The organism is Actinoplanes palleronii (genome assembly GCF_016862315.1).
In the GTDB taxonomy this organism is placed as follows: Bacteria; Actinomycetota; Actinomycetes; order Mycobacteriales; family Micromonosporaceae; genus Actinoplanes; species Actinoplanes palleronii.
Genome location: NZ_BOMS01000135.1, coordinates 1 through 13,471, shown reverse-complemented (window position 1 = coordinate 13,471; position 13,471 = coordinate 1). Strand labels below are relative to the sequence as shown.

Annotated in this window: 14 protein-coding genes; 8 read left to right on the top strand and 6 right to left on the bottom strand. The window is 70.5% G+C overall.

Annotated features, from left to right (window positions below; translation table 11 throughout):
- Positions 1–96 precede the first annotated feature (96 nt).
- The gene (locus tag Apa02nite_RS39920) at positions 97–1,419 is read left to right on the top strand and encodes an SGNH/GDSL hydrolase family protein (protein ID WP_203829692.1); all 1,323 of its coding nucleotides are present in this window, start codon (positions 97–99) and stop codon (positions 1,417–1,419) included.
- Between the two features lie 22 nt (positions 1,420–1,441).
- Here the strand turns inward: Apa02nite_RS39920 and Apa02nite_RS39915 are convergent, their stop codons facing one another.
- Complete coding sequence (locus tag Apa02nite_RS39915; protein WP_203829691.1) at positions 1,442–2,065, bottom strand: L-threonylcarbamoyladenylate synthase; 624 nt, start codon at positions 2,063–2,065, stop codon at positions 1,442–1,444.
- A gap of 24 nt (positions 2,066–2,089) precedes the next feature.
- On the opposite strand from Apa02nite_RS39915, the gene Apa02nite_RS39910 reads away from it, so the two are divergent.
- Positions 2,090–2,539: an NUDIX hydrolase gene (locus Apa02nite_RS39910; protein ID WP_203829690.1), complete on the top strand. Its 450-nt coding sequence runs from the start codon at positions 2,090–2,092 to the stop codon at positions 2,537–2,539.
- A gap of 213 nt (positions 2,540–2,752) precedes the next feature.
- Here the strand turns inward: Apa02nite_RS39910 and Apa02nite_RS39905 are convergent, their stop codons facing one another.
- Positions 2,753–3,628, bottom strand: a complete 876-nt coding sequence (locus Apa02nite_RS39905) for an NAD(P)-dependent oxidoreductase (RefSeq protein ID WP_239164876.1) — start codon at positions 3,626–3,628, stop codon at positions 2,753–2,755.
- A 48-nt stretch (positions 3,629–3,676) separates the two neighbouring features.
- A complete protein-coding gene (locus tag Apa02nite_RS39900; protein ID WP_198171279.1) occupies positions 3,677–3,829 on the bottom strand; it encodes a hypothetical protein in 153 nt (50 codons plus the stop codon).
- A 97-nt stretch (positions 3,830–3,926) separates the two neighbouring features.
- On the opposite strand from Apa02nite_RS39900, the gene Apa02nite_RS39895 reads away from it, so the two are divergent.
- The 5 genes from Apa02nite_RS39895 (at position 3,927) to Apa02nite_RS39875 (ending at position 9,120) form a co-directional block, all read left to right on the top strand.
- The gene (locus Apa02nite_RS39895; RefSeq protein WP_203829688.1) at positions 3,927–5,354 is read left to right on the top strand and encodes an NAD-dependent succinate-semialdehyde dehydrogenase; all 1,428 of its coding nucleotides are present in this window, start codon (positions 3,927–3,929) and stop codon (positions 5,352–5,354) included.
- Between the two features lie 86 nt (positions 5,355–5,440).
- Positions 5,441–5,830 carry a GntR family transcriptional regulator gene (locus Apa02nite_RS39890; RefSeq protein WP_203829687.1) on the top strand — a complete coding sequence of 130 codons (390 nt, stop codon included), beginning with the start codon at positions 5,441–5,443 and terminating at the stop codon, positions 5,828–5,830.
- Positions 5,827–6,699, top strand: coding sequence for an ABC transporter ATP-binding protein (locus tag Apa02nite_RS39885; RefSeq protein WP_203829686.1), 873 nt, complete (start codon positions 5,827–5,829; stop codon positions 6,697–6,699). Before Apa02nite_RS39890 ends, Apa02nite_RS39885 begins: the two co-directional genes overlap by 4 nt.
- Positions 6,696–7,715: an ABC-2 membrane transporter-related protein gene (locus Apa02nite_RS39880; protein ID WP_203829685.1), complete on the top strand. Its 1,020-nt coding sequence runs from the start codon at positions 6,696–6,698 to the stop codon at positions 7,713–7,715. Before Apa02nite_RS39885 ends, Apa02nite_RS39880 begins: the two co-directional genes overlap by 4 nt.
- Positions 7,716–7,983: 268 nt before the next feature.
- Positions 7,984–9,120: a sugar ABC transporter substrate-binding protein gene (locus Apa02nite_RS39875; RefSeq protein ID WP_203829684.1), complete on the top strand. Its 1,137-nt coding sequence runs from the start codon at positions 7,984–7,986 to the stop codon at positions 9,118–9,120.
- 51 nt (positions 9,121–9,171) lie between these two features.
- Here Apa02nite_RS39875 and Apa02nite_RS39870 read toward each other — a convergent pair whose 3' ends face one another.
- From Apa02nite_RS39870 to Apa02nite_RS39860, 3 genes are read right to left on the bottom strand one after another with little or no spacing between them, the layout of a single operon-like run.
- Complete coding sequence (locus Apa02nite_RS39870) at positions 9,172–10,179, bottom strand: LLM class flavin-dependent oxidoreductase (protein WP_203829683.1); 1,008 nt, start codon at positions 10,177–10,179, stop codon at positions 9,172–9,174.
- 10 nt (positions 10,180–10,189) lie between these two features.
- Complete coding sequence (gene smpB / locus Apa02nite_RS39865) at positions 10,190–10,672, bottom strand: SsrA-binding protein SmpB (RefSeq protein WP_067705640.1); 483 nt, start codon at positions 10,670–10,672, stop codon at positions 10,190–10,192.
- 13 nt (positions 10,673–10,685) lie between these two features.
- Positions 10,686–10,961, bottom strand: a complete 276-nt coding sequence (locus Apa02nite_RS39860) for a hypothetical protein (RefSeq protein ID WP_067705641.1) — start codon at positions 10,959–10,961, stop codon at positions 10,686–10,688.
- A gap of 173 nt (positions 10,962–11,134) precedes the next feature.
- On the opposite strand from Apa02nite_RS39860, the gene Apa02nite_RS39855 reads away from it, so the two are divergent.
- On the top strand, positions 11,135–13,252 hold the full coding sequence (locus Apa02nite_RS39855) for an MMPL family transporter (RefSeq protein WP_203829682.1): 2,118 nt from the start codon (positions 11,135–11,137) through the stop codon (positions 13,250–13,252).
- Positions 13,253–13,471 lie beyond the last annotated feature (219 nt).

The following is a 13,471-nucleotide window of genomic DNA, read 5'->3' as shown; positions in this document are numbered from 1 at the left end:
ACGATCCGGGGGTGTGACATACCGTCACATCCCCGGATCGGAAACACGACCGGTGACTTGACGCCACTTGCGCCGATTTCCTACTTTGCCGGTATCTTGCGAAACGTATTCTCCGAACAGTTCCGCCGGGCGGCCTCGCGTCGCGCGCTCCTCCTCGGGGGCGCCGGCGCCGCCGTGCTGGCCGCCACACCGGGCGCCGCCGGGTCCCGCAACCCGGCCCGGTCCCGGCCGGCCTGGACCGGCAGCTGGACCGCGGCCTCCACGGCCACCGGCGCCCGCGAGCCGGCCCTGCCGGCCGACGTCACGCTGCGCCAGGTGGTCCGGCTCAGCCTCGGTGGCGCCGAGCCGCGGATCCGGCTGACCAACGAGTACGGCCCGTCCCCGGTGCGCCTCGGCGAGGTCTGGACCGGCCTGCGCGCCGGCGGCTGGGACAGCACCGCGATGCGGCCGGGCACCATCCGCCGGGTCACCTTCGGCGGTCTCGCCGACGTGCTGCTTCCGGCCGGTGGCACGCTGGTCAGCGACCCGGTGCCGGACCTGCTGCTGGAGCCGGGCGCCGACCTGGTGATCACCTGCCACCTGCCGGAGCGGACCCGGCTCGGCACGGTCAACCCGACCGCGTGGCAGAAGAACCGGGTCGTGCCCGGCAACGTGGCCGGCCGCCCGGACCCGTCCGGCGGCATCGTCACCACCCGGTACGCCCTGCTCGGCGGGGTGAGCGTGCGGACCGCGGCCCGGTCCTCGGCGATCGTCGCGTTCGGCGACTCGATCACCTGCGGTGCCCGCACCACGATGGGCGGCAACCACCGCTGGCCCGACCTGCTGGCCCGCCGGCTGCGCGAGACCGGCCGGCCGCTCGGCGTGCTGAACACCGGGATCAGCGGGAACCGGCTGCTCACCGGCCCGGACCTGCCGGCCCCGGTCACCGGCGGCGGCTCCGGCGGCGGTGGCGGCTCCGGGACCGGGCAGGCCAAGCTCGCCGTCTCGATGGGCCCGGCCGGTCTGCGGCGCTTCGACCGGGACGTGCTCTCCCAGCCCGGCGCCGGCTACCTGATCACGATGATCGGGGTGAACGACATCGCGTACGGGGTGCCCGGCGCCGGCGCGCTGATCGCCGGTCACCGGGAGCTGATCGCGCGGGGCCGGGCGGCCGGGCTGGCCGTGTACGGCGGCACCGTGCTGCCGTTCGCCGGCACCCGGCGCGACACCCCGGTCAACCGGACCACCCGGGCCGGCCTCAACGACTGGATCCGGCGCAGCGGCGAGTTCGACGCGGTGATCGACTTCGACGCGGCGGTCCGGGACGGCGCGTCGCCGGAGCGGCTCTACCCGGCCTACGACAGCGGCGACCACCTGCATCCGAGCGACGCCGGCATGCTGGCCCTGGCCTCCGCGATCCCGCTGGCCCTGTTCGACTGAGCTCTAGTCGTCGTCGTAGCGCTCAGTCGCTGAAGCGTTCCGGATCCCCGGCGCCGACCCGGAGCACCTCGGGCACCCCGTCGGACAGGTCGATCACCGTGGTCGGCACGGTGCCGCACTCGCCGGAGTCGACCACCGCGTCCACCACGTGGTCCAGGGCTTCCTTGATCTCCCAGCCCTGCGTCATCGGCTCCAGCTCGCCGGGCAGCAGCAGCGTGCTGGAGACCAGCGGCTCGCCCAGCTCGGCGAGGATCGCCTGCGCGGTGCTGTGCGCGGTGATCCGCACTCCGACGGTCTTCTTCTTCGGGTGCAGCAGCCGCCGCGGCACCTCTTTGGTGGCCGGCAGGATGAACGTGTACGGCCCCGGCGTGCTCGCCTTGATCGCGCGGAACAGCGAGTTGTTGATCTGCACGAACTGCCCGAGCTGCGCGAAGTCGTGGCACATCAGCGTGAAGTGGTGCTTGTCGTCCAGATGCCGGATCGAGCGGATCCGGTCCAGGCCGTCCTTGTTGCCCATCCGGCAACCCAGCGCGAAGCAGGAGTCCGTCGGGTACGCGATCAGCCCGTCCCCCCGGATCACCTCGACCACCTGGTGAATGCTGCGGGGCTGCGGATTGTCCGGGTGCACGTCGAAGTACTTCGCCACTTGAGGCAGCTTAGGCTTCCGGTCATGGAGCCCGCCCACCGCCCGGCAGTCCGGGTGATCTGCTACGACGCCGACGGCCGCATCCTCCTGCTGAACTGGCTCGACCCGCACGACCGCAGCCGCCTCTGGGAACCGCCGGGCGGTGGCATCGACCCGGGCGAGACCCCGCTGCAGGCGGCCCGCCGCGAGCTGACCGAGGAGACCGGCCTGGACCCGGCCCTGATCCGCCCGGACTTCCTGCTGGTCGAGCGGGACACGGTGTGGAAGGGCCGCCGCTGGCGAGGCCCGGAGCAGTTCTTCGCCGCCACCTATCCGACCGCGCAGCCGGAGGTCCGCCGCGACGGCCTGCTCCCCTACGAACAGACCGACCTCCAGGCCCACCGCTGGATCCACCCCGCGGATTTCCCCACCCTCCCGGACCGCCTCGAACCCCCGACCCTCGCGGACATCTGCGCAACCCTGCTCGCTATCTGACCGCAGCGCGCCCGCGGGTTGCCGGCTGGCTCTCCGGGGTGCCTCCGGCACCCCGAGACACCCCTCAGAACCAGCCAACCGCCGGGAGGCGCGCTGTGGTCCGGACTGAAAGCGGTGTCGCGTGGCCTCACGGGCGGGACTCGGCTCGTAGCCTACGGACGGGCGCTGGATTATTCGTACCATAAATGGGTGAAGCGGGAGAAAAACGCCTGCCTAGAGGTGAGGAGACCTCATCTCGAGGGCCTGGATGACCGCGGCCATGTCGTCGGATGCGTGGCCGGCCGAGGACGTCTCCGCGTAGAGCTCGAGGCACGCGTCGAGCAGCGGGGACGGGATGCCGGCCGTCTCGGCGGCCTCGACGATCAGGTGGTTGTTGTAGAGCACGTCGCGGATCGAGGCCTGCGCGGTGAAGTCGCGGTCGAGCAGTTTGCGGCCCTTGAGCCGGGAGACCGGGCTGGCCATCGGACCGGCGTCCAGGGCGGCGAGCAGGGTGGCGAGGTCCAGGCGGTGGCGTTCGGCGAAGTGGAACGCCTCGGCCAGCCCGGTGACCATGCTGATCAGGAACGTGTTGACGGCCAGCTTCATCAGCAGGCCGTTCGGGACCGGGCCGCAGCGGACGATCTCGCGGCACAGTGGGCGCAGCAACGGGGTGACCACGTCGAGGTCGGTGTCCGCGCCGGCCAGCATCGCGACCAGCTGGGCGGCCTCGGCCGGGACGCGGGAGCCGGAGACCGGCGCCTCGACGTAGTGGCCGCCGGCGTCGGCGACCTGCTCGGCCAGGCCCCGGGACCAGGCCGGCGCGGTGGTGCCCATCTGGACCAGGGTGCGTCCGGCGACCAGATCGGCGAACGCCGCGGAGTCGCGGTCCAGCACCTGGTCGGTGACCCGGTCGTCGGCCAGCATCATCAGCACGACCTCGGACCGGGCGAACAGGTCGGGCACCGCCGGTGCGACGGCGGCGCCCTCGGCCCGCAACGCCTCGGCAGCCGCGGGGGAGCGGTTCCAGACGATCAGGTCGGTCCCGGCTCGGGCCAGGTTGAGCGCCATCGGCCGGCCCATCGTGCCCAACCCGAGAAATCCCACGGTCACCCAGCTCACGCTAGCCGTCGGCGAGGTGCCCGTGGGGGTATGCCCGGATCAGGGGCGGCGCCGGTTCTGGAACTTGGTGACCAGGCCACGGAGGCGCTGCTGGTTCTCCGGCTTGGCGAGCTGCTGCCGGCCCTGCTGGACCAGCTTGCGTCCGCGCGGGCTCTGCAGGAAGGACTGAATGCGCTGCGTCAAGGTGGGCATGTGCTCTTACATGCCCAGAACGGCGCCCGGCCAATCGGTGGCGACGGCACGTGCCGCGGACCATGCTGGTGGCGTCAAGCGAACGTGAGGAGCTGTGGTGGAGACCGAACTGTTCATCGGTGGCAAGTGGGTGCCGGCGTCCTCGGCGCGCCGTTTCGACGTGCTCGACCCGGCGACCGGCGACGTGCTCGCCTCGGTGGCCGACGGTGGCGAGGCGGACGCGATCGCCGCGGTGGACGCGGCCGCGGCGGCGGGCCCGGGTTGGGCGTCGACACCCCCGAGGGTACGAGGTGAGGTGCTCCGCAAGGCGTTCGAGCTGATGACCGAGCGCGCCGCCGAGCTGGCCCGGCTGATCAGCCTGGAGAACGGCAAGGCGCTCGTCGACGCGAAGGGTGAGGTGACCTACGCGGCCGAGTTCTTCCGCTGGTTCGCCGAGGAGGCGGTCCGGATCGACGGGAACGTGGCCACCGCGCCGTCCGGTGCCAACCGGATCCTGGTCACCCGTCAGCCGGTCGGCGTGTGCGTGCTGGTCACGCCGTGGAACTTCCCGGCCGCGATGGCCACCCGCAAGATCGGCCCAGCGCTCGCCGCGGGCTGCACGGTGGTCCTCAAGCCGGCCAGCGACACCCCGCTCACCGCGCTCGCGATGGCCGCGATCCTCACCGAGGCCGGCGTGCCCGAGGGCGTGGTGAACGTGCTGCCGTCGCGCAGCTCCGGAAAGGTCGTGTCGGCGATGCTGCGCGACGCCCGGGTGCGCAAGGTGTCGTTCACCGGTTCCACCGAGGTCGGCCGGATCCTGCTCGCGCAGGCCGCGGAGAATGTCGTGAACACCTCGATGGAGCTCGGCGGCAACGCGCCGTTCGTGGTCTTCGCGGACGCCGACCTGGACGCCGCGATCGAGGGCGCGATGATCGCCAAGATGCGCAACGGCGGCGAGGCGTGCACCGCCGCGAACCGGTTCTTCGTCGAGGCCGGTGTCGCCGACGAGTTCTCCCGGCGGCTGGCCCAGCGGATGTCGGCGCTGGTGGTGGGCCCCGGCACCGACGAGAAGACGCAGGTCGGCCCGCTGGTCAACGAGGACACCGTGGCGAAGGTGGACTCGCTGGTGCAGGGCGCGCTGGCGGCCGGCGCGTCGGCGGTCACCGGCGGCACCCGCCCGGACGGGCCGGGCTTCTACTACCCGCCGACCGTGCTGACCGGGGTGGCCCCGGACGCGGCGATCCTGCGCGAGGAGATCTTCGGCCCGGTCGCGCCGATCGTCACGTTCACCGGCGACGACGAGGCCGTCCGGCTGGCCAACGACACCGAGTTCGGCCTGGTGGCGTACGTCTACACCAAGGATCTGGCGCGCGGCCTGCGGGTCAGCGAGGCGATCGAGGCCGGCATGGTCGGCCTGAACCGGGGCCTGGTCAGCGACCCGGCCGCCCCGTTCGGCGGGGTGAAGCAGAGCGGTATCGGCCGCGAGGGCGGCCACGAGGGCCTGTTGGAATACCTGGAGTCCAAATACATCGCCGTGAACTGGTAGTTCGCGCCATCTGCGAAAGGCGGCCCTTCCGGCCGCCTTTTTGCTGACCCTATTCTACTAGGCAACTAGTGAAATGGAGGAGCGAGATGATCGAGTTCCACTTGGACTCGCGGTCCGGGGTCGCGCCGTACATGCAGCTCATCCAGCAGGTCCGGCACGCGCTGCGGCTCGGCGTGCTGACCGAGGGTGACAAGCTGCCCACCGTCAAGGAGGTGGTGGCCCGGGTCGCGATCAACCCGAACACCGTGTCGAAGGCGTACCGCGAGCTGGAGTACGAAGGCCTGGTCACCGCCCGTCCCGGCCTCGGCACGTTCGTCACCCGCACGCTCGGCGCCGATTCGCTGAGCCGGCACGAGCCGCTGCGGCGCGACCTGGAGCGCTGGCTCGCCGAGGCGCGGGAGGCCGGCCTCGACGACGAGAGCATCGAAGCGCTCTTCCTCAGCGCCTTCCGGACGTTTTCGGAGGCCCGAGCATGACTAGCGCGCTCACTGCCACGGGCCTCACCAAAAAATACGGGCGGCGTACCGCCCTGGCCGACTGCACGCTCGACATCCCGGCCGGCCACGTCGTCGGCCTGGTCGGCCCGAACGGCGCCGGCAAGTCCACGCTGCTGCTGCTCGCCTGCGGGCTCCTCGATCCGACCGCGGGGCGGATCGACGTGCTCGGCGAGCGGCCGGTCAGCGGCTCACCGCGGGTCGGTTTCGTCGCGCAGGACACCCCGGTCTACGCCGGGCTGACCGTCGCCGAGCACCTGCGGATGGGCGCGCACCTCAACCCGTCCTGGGACTCCCAGCTCGCCGAGGAGCGGATCGCCCAGGTCGGGCTGGACCCGGCGCAGAAGGCGGGCAAGCTCTCCGGCGGGCAGCGCGCCCAGCTGGCCCTGACCGTCGCCGCCGCGAAACGGCCCGAGCTGCTGCTGCTCGACGAGCCGGTGGCGGCGCTGGACCCGCTCGCCCGGCGGACGTTCCTGCAGGGCCTGATGGAGCTGGCCGCCACCGGGATGAGCATCGTGATGTCCTCGCACCTGGTGGCCGACCTGGAACGGGTCTGCGACCACCTGATCGTGCTGGTCGCCTCGAAAGTCCGGGTGGCCGGCGACGTGGACGACCTGCTCGCCAGCCATCACCGGCTGGCCGGGCCCCGGCGCGATCCGGCCGACCTGGGTGCCGGCCGGACGGTGGTCGAGGAGAGCCACACCGGCAAGCAGTCGACCCTGGTGGTGCGCAGCACCGCGCCGATCGACGACCCGTCCTGGCAGGTCGACCGGCTGGACCTGGAGGACATCGTGCTGGCGTACATGAGCGGGGCGGCCGGCTCCGGACGCGTGCTGGAGGGACAGCGATGATCTGGTTGACCTGGCGGCAGTTCCGGACCCCGGTGCTGGCCACCGGCGGGCTGCTGCTGGTGCTCCTGGCCGGGATGGCGCTGACCTGGACCCAGGTGACCGACGCCGCGCTGAACGCCGGGTTCACCGGCTGTCAGGGCGCCGACGCCTGCGCCTCGGCCGCCGACACGTTCCTCTCCGCGCTGCGGTACGGCCAGGCCAAACCGGTCTACTACGGCGGCCTGGCGACCCTGGTCGTGCTGCCGGCCGTGGTGGGCATCTTCTGGGGCGCGCCGCTGGTGGCCCGCGAGCTGGAGACCGGCACGTACCGGATGGTCTTCAGCCAGTCGATCGGCCGGGGCCGCTGGCTGCTGGTCAAGCTGCTCGGTGGCGGGCTGGCCGCGGCGCTCGGGGCCGGCCTGGTCAGCCTGGCGCTGGGCCGGTGGGCGCACCTGATCGACGCCGCCAACGGCGAACGGATCCTGCCGACCACCTTCCCGGCCCGCGGGGTGGTGCCGATCGGGTACGCGGCACTGGCCTTCGTGCTGGGTGTCACCGCCGGTCTGCTGCTGCGCCGCACCCTGACGGCCATGGCGGTCACCCTCGTGGTGATCACCGGGCTGCAACTGGCCGCTCCGCTGCTGGTCCGCCCGCTGCTGGTGACACCGACCAGCACGCTCACCGCGCTGGACCCGAAGGCGCGGATGGGGATGTCGTACAGCATGGAGACCAAAGAGTTACGTCTGGAGCCGATGCCCGAGGAGCGCGACGGCTGGCTCCTGTCGACCACCGTGGTGACGCCGGCCGGCACCGAGTTCGTCGGCCCGGCTGACTCCACCAAGTGCGGCCCGGAAGCGCCCAACGAGCGGCTGACCTGCCCGGAATGGCTCGCCGCGCAGCACCTCAGCACGAAGGTCACCTATATCCCGGACGCGAAGTTCTGGGTGCTGCAGTGGCGGGAGTTCGGTCTCCTGGTCGTGCTCGCCATGGCCTTGTCGATCTTCTCGGTCTGGTGGATCCGGCGCCGGCTGGCCTGAGAACGGGCCGTTCGGCCGAAGATCGTTGTCGCGGCGGTCCGCAGAAGCGGGCCGCCGTGGCACGTTAAGCACCGGTTACGTGGTTCCGGAAAAAGGAAGTTGTCAATACCGTCCGTGATGCCTTGCCGGTGACACCGGGCGAAGTGAATAATCTTCCCCTCAGGCCTGCACCCGATGTTGCGGCCGAGGCGCTCAGGTTGATACTGGGCCGACCGTCCGGCGACCCCCCCGCTGGTCGGGATATACCCCTGAGAGGACTTCAACTGCCATGCGCAAGGCACTGTTCGCACTTGTCGCTGCCGGCCTGATGACGTCGGTCACGCTTACGGCCTGTGATGACGGCTCGGGCAGCGGTGACTCCAGCGACGACACCAGCACCTCCAACGTGTCGGTGTCGATCACGGGCAAGGGCCGGAACGGCGTCGGAGTCATCCTGCCGGACCTCAAGACCTCCGCCCGGTGGGGCAAGGACGACCCGAACTACCTGAAGGCCGCGTTCGAGAAGGCCAACGTCCCCTACGAGATCAAGAACGCTGAGGGTGACAAGGAGGCGTTCAAGGCGATCGCCGACAAGATGCTCGACGGCGGCGTCAAGGTGCTGGTGATCGCGAACCTCGACTCGGCCAGTGGCAAGGCCGTGATCGACAACGCCCACGCCCGCAAGATCCCGGTGATCGACTACGACCGGCTCACCCTCAACGGCAACGCCGACTACTACGTCAGCTTCAACAACGAGCAGGTCGGCATCCAGCAGGCACAGGGCCTGATGAGCTGCATGCAGGCGAAGGCGGCGAGCGGCAAGCCGGTGGTCGCCGAGCTGAACGGGTCGCCCACCGACAACAACGCCACGTTGTTCAAGGACGGGTACGACTCGATCCTGCAGACCAAGTACGACAACGGGGAGTTCACCAAGGGCCCCGACCAGTTCGTCCCGGAGTGGGACAACGACGAGGGCAAGGCGATCTTCACGCAGATGCTGAAGCAGTGGCCGAACATCGACGGCGTGCTCGCCGCCAACGACGGCCTCGGCAACGCCGCCATCGAGGTGCTCCGCACCAAGCGCCTGAACGGCAAGGTCCCGGTCACCGGCCAGGACGCCACCGTGCAGGGCCTGCAGAACATCCTCATCGGCGACCAGTGCATGACGGTGTACAAGGCCACCAAGAAGGAGGCCGAAGCGGCCGCCGACCTGGCGATCGGCATCGTCAAGGGCCAGAAGAAGACGGCCAACGACAAGGTCAAGGACCCGGAGACGGGCGCCTACGTGCCGTCCGTCCTGCTGATCCCGACCCCGATCACGGCCGGCAAGGTCAAGTCGCTGGTGACCGAGGGCTACGTCACCACCAAGGAACTGTGCACTCCGAAGTTCGTCGCCAAGTGCGAGCAGTACGGCGTGCTCAAGTAGGTGTGAGGTGTGAGGGCCGGCCCGGCCGGCCCTCACGACTCAGCAGGCCGGTCAGCCGGCCAGGATCTCCCGCACCCGGGGGATGACCTGCGAGCCGTAGAGTTCGACCGCGGTCATCAGGTGCTCGTGCGGCAGGCTGCCGTGGGCGTACTTCAGATCGAACCGCTGAATGCCCAGCGCCTGGATGGTGGCGGCGACCTTGCGGGCCACCGTCTCCGGTGAGCCGACGTGCCAGGCGCCCTCGGTCACGTCGTCCTCGAACCGGTCCCGGGTGATCGGCGGCCAGCCGCGTTCCCGGCCGATCCGGTCCAGCATCGTGCGGGCGTGCGGCCAGAGCAGATCGACCGCCTCGTCGTCGGTGGCCGCCACGAAACCGGGGCAGTGCACCGCGATCGGCTGCTCGGGCTGGCCGAGTTCCTTGAGCGCGCGGTGGTAGAGGTCGACGTACGGCGCGAACCGGGCCGGCTCGCCACCGATGATCGCCAGGCAGAGCGGCAGGCCGTAGCCGGCGGCGCGGATCACCGACTCGGGGCTCCCGCCGACGCCGATCCAGGTGCGGATCCGTCCGGACTCGGTCTTCGGGAACACGCTCTGCCCGGTCAACGGCGGGCGGACCGTGCCGGACCAGGTGACCGGCTTCTCGGCGAGCAGTTCCGCCATCAGCTCGGTCTTCTCCTCGAAGAGCCGCTCGTAGTCGCCCAGGTCGTACCCGAACAGCGGGAACGACTCGGTGAACGAGCCACGCCCGAGGATGATCTCCGCGCGGCCGTTCGACACCGCGTCCAGGGTGGCGAAGCGCTCGAACACGCGTACCGGATCGTCGGAGCTCAGGACCGTGACCGCGGTGCCCACCGTGATCCGCTCGGTCCGGGCGGCGATCGCCGCCAGCACGATCTCCGGGGACGAGATGGCGAAATCGTCGCGGTGATGCTCGCCGACGCCGAAGGCGTCGACACCCAGGCGGTCGGCCAGGACCGCCTGCTCGACCACGTTGCGGATGACTTGAGCGTACGACGTATCGGCGGTGACGTCGCCGAACGTGTCGAGACCGAACTTCATGATCAAGAGTTTATCGGCGGGCGCCTTTGAGACGTCGGCCCATCTCCTTGGCGATCTCCTTCTGGGCGTCGCGCTGGGCCAGCACCTGCCGCTTGTCCCAGGACTTGAGGCCGCGGGCGATGCCCAGCTCGACCTTCACCCAGCCGTCCTTGAAATACATCGAGAGCGGCACCAGGGTGAGCCCGGTGCCGTCCCGCAGGGTGTTCAGGATCTTGATGATCTCGACCTTGTGCAGCAGCAGTTTCCGGGTGCGGCGCGGGGCGTGGTTGGTCCAGCTGCCGAAGCCGTACTCGGCCACGTGCAGGCCGTACAGCATCAGTTCCCCCTCGTGCTCCTGGGCGAACGCGTCGACCAGCGACGCGCGGCCCAGGCGCAGCGATTTCACCTCGGTGCCGGCCAGCACCAGGCCCGCCTCGTACGTCTTGAGGATCGCGTAGTCGTGACGCGCCTTCTTGTTCGAGGCGATCAGCTTGGTCCCGGTCTCCTTGGCCACCCCCGAAGGGTAACTAGGGGATGTCGGTCGGGACCGGGCGGCGCATCGAATACGTCACGCTGCTCAGTCGATGGGGTTCGTCCTTCACGTGGATCACCGCGCGGTCGTAGGCCTGCCACCCGGCCGCACCCGCCCGATTCATATGGCGCAAATCGTCGAAGCGTTCGTCGGTGCCCCAGCGCAGCACCCCACCCGGGTGATGGAACGTCGCGGTCCAGTCCATGAACCGGTCGGTGCCCAGCGTGCCCGCCGCGCGGTACTCCAGCCGCGCATACTCCCAATTGGTCACCGGACGATTATGCCGGTATCCCACGTACGCCGCCGTCCGTACCGGACCCGCGTGATCATAAGCCGAACGGAGTACCCGCCCCTGAGGAATCCCTGATCTGACTCGTCTCGGGGTTCAGATCGATCTTCTTCCCTGCATACGCTCCGCGGGTTCACGCGTTTTGGGGGAGAGCGATGACAACCGGAACCTTCGCCCGGCTGGTCAGCGGCCGGCGCAGCAAATGGATCGTGCTGGCACTGTGGATCGTGGTCCTGGTCTTCGCCGGGGGGCTGGCCGGCAAACTGGGCAGCGTCGAGAAGAACGACAACGCGTCCTGGCTGCCCGGCGGCGCCGAAGCCACCCAGGTCGCCGACCTGCAGAAACAGTTCTCGCCGGACGACATCGTGCCGGCCATCCTGGTCTACGAGCGCCTCGGCGGGATCACCCCGGCCGACCAGCAGAAAGCCACCGCCGACGCCAAGGCGATCGCCGCGGTGCCCGGCGTGACCGGCGAGGTGGTCGGCCCGATCCCGTCGCAGGACAAGGAAGCGCTCCAGGTCATCGCGCCGATCAAGGTCGACGCCGACGGCTGGGACAAGATCGCCGGCGTCGTCGATCAGATCAAGACCATTTCCGGTACGGGGGAGAACGGCCTGACCGTGCACCTGACCGGGCCGGCCGGGGTGGCCGCCGACTCGGCTAGCGCGTTCGAGGGCATCGACGGCACCCTGCTCTACACCACCCTGATCGTGGTCGCCGTGATCCTGCTGGTGACGTACCGGAGCCCGGTCCTGTGGCTGCTTCCGATCATCACGGCCGGCGTCGCGCTGACCACCGCCCAAGCGGTGATCTACCTGCTCGCCAAGAACGCCGGCCTGGTGGTCAACGCGCAGAGCGCCGGCATTCTCACCGTTCTGGTCTTCGGCGCCGGCACCGACTACGCCCTGCTGCTCGTCGCCCGCTACCGCGAGGAGTTGCGCCGGCACGCCGACCGGCACGAGGCGATGATGTTCGCCCTGCACCGCGCCGGCCCAGCGATCATCGCCAGCGCCGCGACCGTGGCGATCGGGATGTCCTGCCTGATGCTCGCCGAGGTGAACTCCACGAGCGGTCTCGGGCCGGTCGCCGCGCTCGGCATCGTGGTCGGCCTGCTCGCGATGATGTCGCTGCTGCCGGCCCTGCTGGTGATCTGCGGCCGCTGGCTGTTCTGGCCGGTGCGCCCGCGCTTCAGCACGCCCGAGCCGAGCGCGACCGGCTTCTGGTCCCGGGTGGGCACCCGGATCGCCCGGCGCCCGCGCACGGTCTGGGTGACCACCTCGGTGGTGCTCGGCGCGATGGCGCTCGGCCTGCTGCAGCTCAACGCGAACGGCCTGAGCCAGGAGGACTCGTTCACCAGCGAACAGCCGTCGGTGGCCGGCCTCGAGGTGCTCGCCCGGCACTTCCCGGCCGGGCAGGGACAGCCGGTCGTGGTGATCGCGAACGAGGCTCAGCAGAGCGCGGTCCGCACCGCGTTCGCCGGGGTCCCCGGGATCAGCGAGGTCAGCGACCCGGTGACCAAGAACGGTCTGGTGCAGTTCGAGGGCACCCTGCAGGCCGCTCCGGACAGCCCGGCCGCGGAGGACACCGTGCTCGCGGTCCGGGACGCCGTGCATCCGATCCCGGGCGCCGACGCGAAGGTCGGCGGGATGACCGCGATGATGTACGACATCAACGAGGCCAACAAACACGACAACCGGCTGATCATCCCGTTGGTGCTGCTGGTCGTGCTGGTCATCCTCGGCATCCTGCTGCGGTCCCTGGTCGCCCCGCTGATCCTGATCGCCACCGTGGTGCTGTCGTTCGCGGCCGCCCTCGGGGTCAGCGCGCTGATCTTCCGGCACGTGTTCGGCTTCGCCGGGGAGGACACCTCGTTCCCGCTGTTCGTCTTCGTCTTCCTGGTCGCGCTCGGCATCGACTACAACATCTTCCTGATGACCCGGGTCCGCGAGGAGACCCGCGAACACGGCACCCGCCGTGGCGCCCTGATCGGCCTGGCCGCCACCGGCGGAGTGATCACCTCGGCCGGCATCGTGCTGGCCGGCACGTTCGCGGCGCTCGGCAGCCTCCCGCTGGTGGCCTTCGCCGAGATCGGCTTCGCGGTCGCGTTCGGCGTCCTGCTGGACACCCTGGTCGTCCGGTCGGTGCTGGTCACCGCACTGAACCTGGACATCGGCCGCTGGATGTGGTGGCCCAGCCGCCTCACCCACCAGGACCCGTCGGTCAACGCGCCGATCTCCCCGGCCCCAGCCACCCTCACCCACCAACACGACTGACCCGTCCCCGCCCACCCACACCCGCACGGCGCGGGCGGGCCGGGCCGACCGGCCCCCAGGCCGCGCCTGTGGCGTCAGGCCAGCCGGGAGACCGTGCCTGCCGCCGGCCCGCCGGCCCGCCCGGTCGGGTGCACGGTGGGTCGGGCCGGCCGGGGGAGTGTGCCTGTAGCCGGCCCGCCGACCGGGCCGGTCAGGTGCACTGAACCCAAGCCTGTCTTA

What these genes read in the sequence shown, in the direction of transcription:
- Apa02nite_RS39890 (WP_203829687.1), top strand. Translation starts at nt 5,441, where the DNA reads ATGATCGAGTTCCACTTGGACTCGCGGTCCGGGGTCGCGCCGTACATG.
- Apa02nite_RS39900 (WP_198171279.1), bottom strand. Translation starts at nt 3,829, where the DNA reads ATGCCCACCTTGACGCAGCGCATTCAGTCCTTCCTGCAGAGCCCGCGC.
- Apa02nite_RS39870 (WP_203829683.1), bottom strand. Translation starts at nt 10,179, where the DNA reads ATGAAGTTCGGTCTCGACACGTTCGGCGACGTCACCGCCGATACGTCG.
- Apa02nite_RS39875 (WP_203829684.1), top strand. Translation starts at nt 7,984, where the DNA reads ATGCGCAAGGCACTGTTCGCACTTGTCGCTGCCGGCCTGATGACGTCG.
- Apa02nite_RS39910 (WP_203829690.1), top strand. Translation starts at nt 2,090, where the DNA reads ATGGAGCCCGCCCACCGCCCGGCAGTCCGGGTGATCTGCTACGACGCC.
- Apa02nite_RS39880 (WP_203829685.1), top strand. Translation starts at nt 6,696, where the DNA reads ATGATCTGGTTGACCTGGCGGCAGTTCCGGACCCCGGTGCTGGCCACC.
- Apa02nite_RS39885 (WP_203829686.1), top strand. Translation starts at nt 5,827, where the DNA reads ATGACTAGCGCGCTCACTGCCACGGGCCTCACCAAAAAATACGGGCGG.
- Apa02nite_RS39855 (WP_203829682.1), top strand. Translation starts at nt 11,135, where the DNA reads ATGACAACCGGAACCTTCGCCCGGCTGGTCAGCGGCCGGCGCAGCAAA.